General features: G+C 36.3%; 7 protein-coding genes. 5 read left to right on the top strand and 2 right to left on the bottom strand.

From position 1 onward, the window contains the following. Both Q1V93_RS19005 and Q1V93_RS19000 read right to left on the bottom strand, forming a co-directional pair. Positions 1-469, bottom strand: a 469-nt coding sequence (locus tag Q1V93_RS19005; protein ID WP_300667004.1) for a hypothetical protein, incomplete at its 3' end; no start/stop codon positions are given. Between the two features lie 380 nt (positions 470-849). Next, positions 850-1,206 (bottom strand): hypothetical protein, encoded by a 357-nt coding sequence (locus tag Q1V93_RS19000; protein ID WP_300667002.1) that lies wholly within the window; start codon positions 1,204-1,206, stop codon positions 850-852. Positions 1,207-1,700: 494 nt separating this feature from the next. On the opposite strand from Q1V93_RS19000, the gene Q1V93_RS18995 reads away from it, so the two are divergent. From Q1V93_RS18995 to Q1V93_RS19435, 5 genes are all read left to right on the top strand, one after another. Further along, a complete protein-coding gene (locus tag Q1V93_RS18995; protein ID WP_300667000.1) occupies positions 1,701-1,931 on the top strand; it encodes a helix-turn-helix transcriptional regulator in 231 nt (76 codons plus the stop codon). Positions 1,932-2,321: 390 nt separating this feature from the next. Continuing rightward, positions 2,322-4,127 carry an AAA family ATPase gene (locus tag Q1V93_RS18990; RefSeq protein WP_300666998.1) on the top strand — a complete coding sequence of 602 codons (1,806 nt, stop codon included), beginning with the start codon at positions 2,322-2,324 and terminating at the stop codon, positions 4,125-4,127. Positions 4,128-4,150: 23 nt separating this feature from the next. After that, on the top strand, positions 4,151-5,383 hold the full coding sequence (locus Q1V93_RS18985) for an exonuclease SbcCD subunit D C-terminal domain-containing protein (protein WP_300666997.1): 1,233 nt from the start codon (positions 4,151-4,153) through the stop codon (positions 5,381-5,383). Position 5,384: 1 nt separating this feature from the next. After that, the gene (locus Q1V93_RS18980) at positions 5,385-9,113 is read left to right on the top strand and encodes an AAA family ATPase (protein WP_300666995.1); all 3,729 of its coding nucleotides are present in this window, start codon (positions 5,385-5,387) and stop codon (positions 9,111-9,113) included. A 7-nt stretch (positions 9,114-9,120) separates the two neighbouring features. Beyond that, the coding region (locus tag Q1V93_RS19435) for an AAA family ATPase (protein WP_367183841.1) at positions 9,121-9,269 on the top strand (149 nt) is incomplete at its 3' end.

Below are 9,269 nucleotides of genomic sequence, written 5' to 3'. Positions count from 1 at the left end.
CCTGGGTAAATGCTAAAAGCAAAACAACCTTTTGTTCTTGGAACCGAGTTAAACGCTGTTCTTGGTCAATTAATTCCAGAACAGACTTTCCCGTATCCTCAATTCCCTGTGCGTACAGCCAATGCAACTGGTCCAGGGATTCATACTTTTGAGTATACAAAAGGAATGTTCGTTCAATTACATTGGTTGCCGACGAGCGAATACCCGGAAGATGGCCAAGTGTTTGTTTCAATGGATCAGGATGACCTAATTGCAAGTATTGCAGATAAGTTGAAACAAGTGAATGGTAAAATACTGAATACTTAGGAATCAATGGGTTTTCACTAAACAAAGATTGCCTGTAATAGGCTTCAGCATAACTTTTGTTTTTGGCCATTTCAATTCCTACTAAATACCGTTTTTTCAAGGAATGATAAAAACGGGTATAAGCTCTTGAAAAGAGTTCTTCGGGTGGTTGAATTGCTTCCATAATCCTATAACGCATTCAACCCACCAATCTTACATAAATTCAGTTAAAAATTCCTGAAACCCAGTAAAACCCCAAGTCACTCCATGTTTCTCCATGCTGTTATCAGGTAACTCCATGTTGTTGACAGGTTGTTTTCAGGTCACTTTTTTTGATTTAGATCGTGAAATTTGGAAGAAAAATGTCAATTGCGTTATTGCTAGTACACTTGCAAAATTATTCTCCCGATTTATATCATTCACAGGTTCTTCCGGAAATGGAATTGAAATAGTATATTGCAACCGATTTAGGTGGTTAGGTTAGGTTGATTAGTAAATGGAGTAATGACGCCTGTCTTACTCCATTTGCATTTTGTACCATCTGGATGATCTGATATTACAGCATCAAAGGTTCGACTGATTTTGTTCATTAATAAATTGCTCCAAATAATCATAGATCTTAACAGCAAGGGCATCTATTTTCCTATTCGATTGACCGATAGTTAGTTTTAGCATTGGTTTTGACATTTCCACATACTTCTCAAAAATTTCATCTACGTTTTCGCGATTATCCAGGTCCATTATCTCAAAAATAACGGAATCAATATTCAGTTGATAATCATCTGCGCGAATTTGCATTCTCTGAAGTAAATTGATCATTTTCCAATTAACCAAATCTTGCTTGATGAGGTTTATAACGATTACTCTATTACAATTAAAGATCTTTTGGTTTTCTATTGGTGCGTTTGGCAATGCTTCCATTCGAAGTAGGTTTAATTCCTGTTTAGCACCAAAAACAGAAAGTTCATATAACAAGCAGGCGTGGTGCTTAGCTTACTGTATTCTAGGCATCGCCAAACGCCCGACGCACAGTAAACCAAAGACAACCACGCCCGTTTCCAGGAGTGGTTAGTCTATCAGTTCTTGTGCGTCTTAAATTGGCGATTTCAGAATACAAGATCTAATAGCTAACGCTACTCTAATATTTTAGGAGTACTTTCTTTGCTTTTCACAAAGTTACTACTCTCATTGACTAATGAATGACTAAACTTGATAATTTCTCCATTGTTACAGATTCTTCAAAAAGTTTTTAACATGACAAATATGCAATATTATTTCAATTAATTAAAATAATATTTAATGAAAATGAAATAATATTTAACAACCTGCCACTCAGGGCGGCTAGGCTCACTTGAATACAATAATTATAAGCCCCAAAAACCAATACATTTACATATAACGACTAAATATCACTAGTGGCAAAGAGGGAAAATATAGCATATAATAGAATAAACATCGTTTTAGCCGAAAAGAATGTTTCTAAAAAAGATCTAGCCGAGAAAATCGGAAAATCTGTGACCATGGTTAGCTATTATTGCTCCAATACTTCACAGCCTTCTTTGCAAACTCTACATCAAATTGCTTTAGCTTTAAAAGTTGATGTTAGACGTTTGATAGTCCCGACACCTGATGAGGACGAAAAGTAATTTTTGAAATAGATAATAAAACTATTCATCATCTTAGAAAAAAAGAGAAAGATCCAAATCTCTTTTAAAGTAATACTCTTGCTTCACTGACCTTTTTAATAAAAATGTGGTTTTCCGCAATCAAATACCGTATTTATACGGTTGATATTCTCAATTAATCTTCTTTCATTGCAGCACTGAAACTTTAACGAACTGATTAGTTGTGAGACGTAATTTATGAATATCTCAATTCATAATTAAAGAGATAAAAACTATCTCTTAATCAACATGCTACGAAGTCATTTGAAAGCTCTTCTAGGTAATTTCAGATTTATAAGTTGAAGATTTTAAGACGTGGAATTTTGATCACTTAATAAATAAGTGAAGAGCTTATGTATACTAAAATGACTTATGAAATTACATAAATTAAAAATTATCGGGTATCGTAGATTAAAGGAAATCGAGTTATATTTTGGTGATGCCACCTTTATAATTGGCCAAAACAATTGTGGGAAAAGTTCAGCATTAAAAGCGATTGAAGTTTTATTATCGGCGAAAAAAACGCTCCCCTCAACTGATTACTATTCCATAATAGATGAAGAAACTGGTGAAACTAAGCCTGATATAACTAAAATTACATTGGAAGCGGAATTTCGTAATTTGCCTGAAGAATCAAAATCTTGGAGAGGTTTTAAAGGCAGAATATTTAGTTATGAAGCTATTGATGAAAACGATTCAGGATTATCTGTAGTATATAGAAAAACATTTGAATTGGGAAAAGACGTTGTAATAGAATTCAAGGCAAAAGAAAAAACGATTAATCCTCTTTACGAAAAATGTAAAACGGCAAATGATTATATAAATCAAGGTCTTGATTCTAAATTGATTTCGGAGCATTTTTCTGAATTAGACAAGAATATAGGCACAAGTAAATCCGCATTAGAGAAATTAGATTCAATTGATGAGATATGGGACTTATCTGAAACAGAATCTTGGTTTGAGAATCCAGGAGGTATACCAGGTAATGTTCTCAAAATGTTACCACGATATTTATTAATTCCAGCAGATTCTTCAATATCAGAGTTACAGGGGAATGGTGGCGGTGTGTTAGGAAAAACATTAAGTGAATTATTTGAAACAGTTCGAGAAGGTTCCGATAATTTTAAAAACGCCCAAGAATATTTAACAAAACTTTCTAGAGAATTAGATCCGAAAGATGAAGATTCTGAATTTGGTAAAATGATGACAGAACTAAATTCAGTATTGTCGAGTGTATTTCCAGATTCGAAATTGCATGCTACTACTGACCTTAGCGATCCTTCAAAGGTATTAAAGCCCGCGTTTAATGTTGAAATGTCAAGTAATGTCAGGACATCAATAGAAAATCAGGGAACCGGAATGATTCGTGCTGCGGTTTTTGGTATGTTGCGTTTTCGCCAGAAATGGCTTTCAAAAAGAGAGGATGATCATAACCGTTCATTGATTATTTGTTTTGAAGAACCAGAGATTTATTTACATCCTAGTGCTGCTAATCAAATGCGAGATGCAATTTATGATCTAAGTAAGGGAGATTCTCAAATTTTAGCGACCACACACTCCCCATATTTAATAGATATTTCACGTAAACCAAGGCAAATACTGAACCGATTTAAAGCAGATAGTAACCATATTGTATGTGATTGCTTTAATGTTTCTGACCAGTTCAAGTCTCTACAAGCTGATGATAAAAGCTATGTAAAAATGTTATTAAAAATAGATCCTTACATTGCAAGAGCTTTTTTTACTCAAAAAGTAATAATCATTGAAGGTGATACCGAGGATATTTTACTTAAAGAATCGTTAACTCGATTACCTAAAGCTAGTTATTTAAGTATCGTTTCAAATTTTGAGATTATAAAGGCCAGAGGAAAAGCTTCAATTATTGGACTTGCCAAATATTTAACTTCGATGGGGATAAATCCTATTGTCATTCATGATAAGGATAGTAATACTCCTGATTCTTTTAAATATAATGCTTCAATCGCCTCCGCTGTAGGAAATAATGGAAGAATTATACTCATGGAAGAAAGTGTTGAAGAGCAGATTGGATATACTGCAACTTATGAAAAACCATTTAAAGCTTTTAAAGAAGCGCAATCTTGGGGACAAGCTTGGACCGATTTGCCTGAAGGTTGGCGGAATAAATTAAAGGAGGTATTCGAAGAATATATTCCTTAATCTCGACTTTATCTTTTCAAAAAATGAAAATTCTCCATACTGCGGATTGGCATTTAGGCCAACTATTCCATGAATATGATCGTACTTACGAGCATCAGCAATTCCTTAATTGGTTAGTCAAGATATTATCTGAAGAACAAATCGATGTATTACTGATTAGTGGAGACGTCTTTGACCTTTCTAATCCAGCTGCTGCAACGGTGAAAATGTTTTATACTTTTCTTAGTCAGGCGATAAAAACAAATCCGGACATACAAATTATTATCATCGCTGGGAATCACGACTCCGCAACGCGATTGGAATCTCCTAAACCTTTATTGGAATCGTCTAATATTCACATAATAGGAATGGTAGAAAAGAATTCTGAAGGAGGTATTGATTATGAAAAGCTTGTTGTTCCTCTTTACGATTCTCTAAAGATCAAGGCATGGTGCCTCGCAGTACCTTTTTTGAGGATGGGGGATTATCCTGTTGTAGCGGATTGTACGAATCCATATACAGAAGGTGTTTCCGCATTATATAAATCAGCTTATGAATTTGCTTTACGAAAAAGAAAAGACGATCAAGCCATTATCGCGATGGGGCATTTACATACGCATGAAGCTGAAATAACCGACTTGGATAAAACGGAAAGATTAATAATGGGTGGTGTGGAATGTATTCCTGCAACAGCATTTCATAACGATATTAAGTATGTTGCTTTGGGACACATTCATAAAGCCCAACGAATTGGAGGAAAAGAACACATACGATATGCAGGAAGTCCATTGCCGCTATCATTTTCAGAACTCAATTACAAACATCAAGTTATTGTTTTCGATCTGGATCAAGAAATTAGCACTTTAAGATCGATTGAAGTTCCAGAATTCGTTTCTCTCCAAAGAATTCCACAAACTCATGAACCATTACATACAGTGATCGCGTTATTAGAAAAACTAGGTGATATAGATGATCCCCAAGAAGTAAAACCTTATCTGGAGGTGCGTATTTTGCTAGAAGGTCCTGAACCATCTTTACGACATAAGATCGAAACCACATTGATCGACAAGAAAGTAAGGCTTGCAAAGATTGATGTCAAATATCCCATTACCACTAAAGAAACACCGGAGTTTATGACACCAGACAAATTAAATAATTTGCAACCTTTGGATGTATTCTCTAAAGTATATGAAGAAAAATACGGTGTCGAAGTTCCTAATGACATGATTCAGCTCTTTCAGCAAGCGGCACAGGAAGTAAATCAAGCAGAGGAATAATATGAAAATTCTAGCCATACGAATTAAAAACTTAGCGTCTTTGGACGGTCTAACAGTAATTGACTTTACATCGGAACCACTTTGTTCTTCTGGTATTTTTGCAATAACTGGAGCTACCGGTGCGGGTAAATCTACTATACTTGATGCTCTTTGTCTCGCCTTATATAATAAAACACCAAGATATCTTCAGGCTAAGGAAAATGGTGTAGAAATTCATGATGTCCCTGGGAATACAATTAATCAGGGAGATGTGAGAGGAATATTGAGAGACGGTACTTCAGAAGGATTCGCGGAAGTTGATTTTATTGGTATTGATAGTCAGTATTATAAGGCGACATGGAGTGTGAGGCGAGCGAGAAATAAAACAGATGGAAGTATTCAGGCAGACTCCATCTCCTTGAAAAATATCACTTCCAATATTGACATCCCAGGAAAGAAAGCTGAAACGCTTAAAGAAATAGAAAGGCTCGTAGGCTTAAATTTTGAACAATTTACCCGATCAGTACTATTGGCTCAGGGTGATTTCACAGCTTTTTTGAAAGCTAATAAGGATGAAAAATCGTCTCTTCTTGAGAAATTGACTGGAACACACATTTATTCAGAGATCTCAAAAAGGATTTATGAAAAATATAAATCTGAAGAACAGCAACTCCATGAATTGCAGATTCGAAAAGAAGGTGTTGTTACACTGACTGAAGATGAGTTGAAAATACTGCAGGAAGAACAAGCCGAATTGGAAGTACGTATTAAGACTTTGGAAACCGATTTAGAGATTTTTACGAGAGAAATCGGCTGGCATGAACAGCTGAATCTATTTCAAAATTCTTTTAATGAAGCCCAAAACGCTTTGCAACTAGCAGAGCAGGTAAAGACAAACGCTACCCAACGAAAACAAAAGTTATTTCAGGTCGAACAGGCGCAAAAAGTGAGGACTTGGGTAGATTTACATGATCGCATTCAGAAACAGCAAAGTGAAAAAACAGCAAAGCGAACAGACTTGGCAGAAAGAATTGTAAAGCTTCATCTGCAAAAGGAACAACTAGAACAACAACTCGCCGCTGTCACAACTGATCTTGCTCAAAAAAACAATGCTCACCTTGATGCTATTCCATTATTGGAAAAGGGGAAAGAGCTGGATACATTACTTTCAGAAAAAGTGAAACAGCTTCAAAGGGCCCAAGAAGAATTTGACGGTGCTGTAGAAAAACGTGACAAACATCAAAAATTACTTTCCGACAAACGTACTGAACTGAATGACATTCTTGATAAAATAAAATCCATTGAAGAATGGACAACAGAAAATAGTGATCATAAGCTTATTGCCGAAAACAAAGGGGTTATTCTTTCCAAACTGCACGATGCCCAAAATCTTCTGAAAACTTCTGTTATTTCCCAAGAGCGACTGAATGAATTAAAGGAGAGTATTGAAGAAATCACCAGTAAAACCACTGCATTTGAATCCGCGTTAAAAGTACAAAAGCAAGAGTACGAAACTTTGAAAGAAGGCTATGATACTAAATCGAAAGCATTACTTCTTGTTCCGGTTGAAGCACTCAACCTGCGCAAAGACAAGATCGATCTAGCCATCCAAAATAATCTTCAAGCACAAGGACAGTGGGAGCTAGTGCATAGCCTTAAGACAGATATTGAACAATTGAAGAAGAAGCGATCAGCGAACAGTTCAGACTATAAATCTAAAGAGAAAGCCTTACAGAAGCTTGAACAACTTTTGACTATTGAAAATACCGCAAAAGAAACATCAGGTAAAGTATTGCAAAAAGCACGTTTAGCAGCGACTGAAAATGTAGAAACACTCAGAGCTAGTTTGGTTAATAATGAGCCATGTCCGGTTTGCGGAAGCGAAGACCATCCGTATGTTTTGCACAATCCTCAGGTTGAAAATGTATTAGCGGAAATAGAAGCAGCGCATAACGCAAACGAAAAGGCATACCTCGATACTTTTCAGCAGCACAATAGCCTCAAACAAGAATGCGAAACATTAAAACAAACAATGCAAAGCCAGGATGAAGAGTTTGAAAACAAAACGGTAACGTTCGAAATCAAACAACAGGAATGGGAAAAATTTGAGACCTCAACGGAAAGCCAGGATGTAGTAGATGAGCTTAAAACAGAATGGATCGCAGAAAAGCAGAAAACTCTGCAAATGAAACAAAACGATTTAAAAGACCAGATACAAACACATGCCTCAGACAAACAACAACTCGAGGCTGAAAAAACTAAAATCGATCAATTAAAAGAAACCGTTGACAGTTTGGCTAATGAAATTAAGGATAATAAAAGCACTCTGGAATTACAGCTTGAACAGCAGACCAATTGTCAAAGAGAATACGATGGGGCCACTACCTCACTTACAGAGCTGAATGACACGCTTTTTCCGTTTTTAATGACTTCAGATTGGATGGAACGTTGGAAGAAAGCACCAGAAAATTTTATCGGGGAAATCAACATAATGGCAAAGAGTTGGGATGAAAATAACGAAAATCTAAAGCTATCGACTCAACAACGAGACTTACTTGGAGCTACACTCAAAGAGTTAGATACTCAAGCCAAAAGTTTCTCGGAAGGGGCTTCTCAAAAAGAAAAGGTTCATTTCTTCCAGCAGAACGAATACAAAGATTTGGAAAAACAACGAAATGCCATTTTCGAAGGAAGACCTGTGCAAGAGGTAGAAGATCAATTCAAAAAGACGATAGAGACTACTCAACAAGAGCTCAACAATCACAAGGGAACTGAACAGCAACTCAACATTGATCATACTAAAACGGTTACCCAAAAAGAAGAGTTATCCAAGGAAATAAACGCTTTGGATACGGATATCATTGACGCTGCTGCAAAAATCAAGAATTGGCTCGATGAATTCAACCAAAAACATACTATTGCTCTAAGTGCTGAAGATCTGTCAGAATTACTTTCTTTAGGGGATGACTGGACCGATGCGGAGCGCAATGCACTTCAGGCGATTGATGAGGAGGTAACGAGGGCTGGGTCTGTTATGGCAGAACGAAATCAACTTCTGACTTTACATCAACAAGCGCGTTTATCAGAGCGAATCCTCGATGACCTCTTAGTTTTGAATAGTTCGGCTAAATCTAATGCCGAAGAGAGCAAACAAGCCAAAAATGAAATCTCCTTTAAGCTGCAATTAGATTCAACTAATAAAAACAAGATAAGCGAACTTCTCAAAACTATTGCTCAGCAAGAAAGTGTTTCAGAAAAGTGGAGAAAGCTGAATGATGTCATTGGTTCTGCAGATGGTAAAAAATTTCGTCAAATTGCACAGGAATATACGCTCGATGTTTTACTAGGTTACGGTAACATTCATTTGGAAGCACTAACCAATAGATACAAGATTCAACGTATTCCAGCTACACTCGGCTTGCAGGTGATTGATCAGGACATGGGAGATGAAATCCGCACAGTTTATTCTCTATCTGGAGGGGAATCGTTTCTGGTATCTCTTGCACTGGCTTTAGGTCTTGCCTCACTTTCTTCCAACAGAATGAAAGTAGAATCCCTCTTTATTGATGAAGGTTTTGGCTCCCTAGATCCGACCACGCTTAACATTGCAATGGATGCACTGGAAAGATTACATAATCAAGGTCGTAAAGTTGGTGTGATCTCACATGTTCAGGAAATGACTGAGCGGATCCCTACTCAAATAAAAGTAAGCAAAATGTCAAGCGGGAAAAGTAAAATAGAAATAGTGTAATCATCATATGAGAATTAGTACTTTAAAAATAAAGGGATTCCGATCGTTCGGAAAAAATGAAGTGACACTTAAAATTGATCAAAAATTAGTCGCATTTATTGGCCTTAATAGTGCAGGTAAAACTACTGCATTAGAAGCTTTGAGAAAGCTATTTGG

This window comes from Fluviicola sp., assembly GCF_030151805.1.
Taxonomy (GTDB): domain Bacteria; phylum Bacteroidota; class Bacteroidia; order Flavobacteriales_D; family Crocinitomicaceae; genus Fluviicola.
Note: the sequence above shows the minus strand (reverse complement) of the source record. Positions and strands in the feature narration are given on the sequence as shown.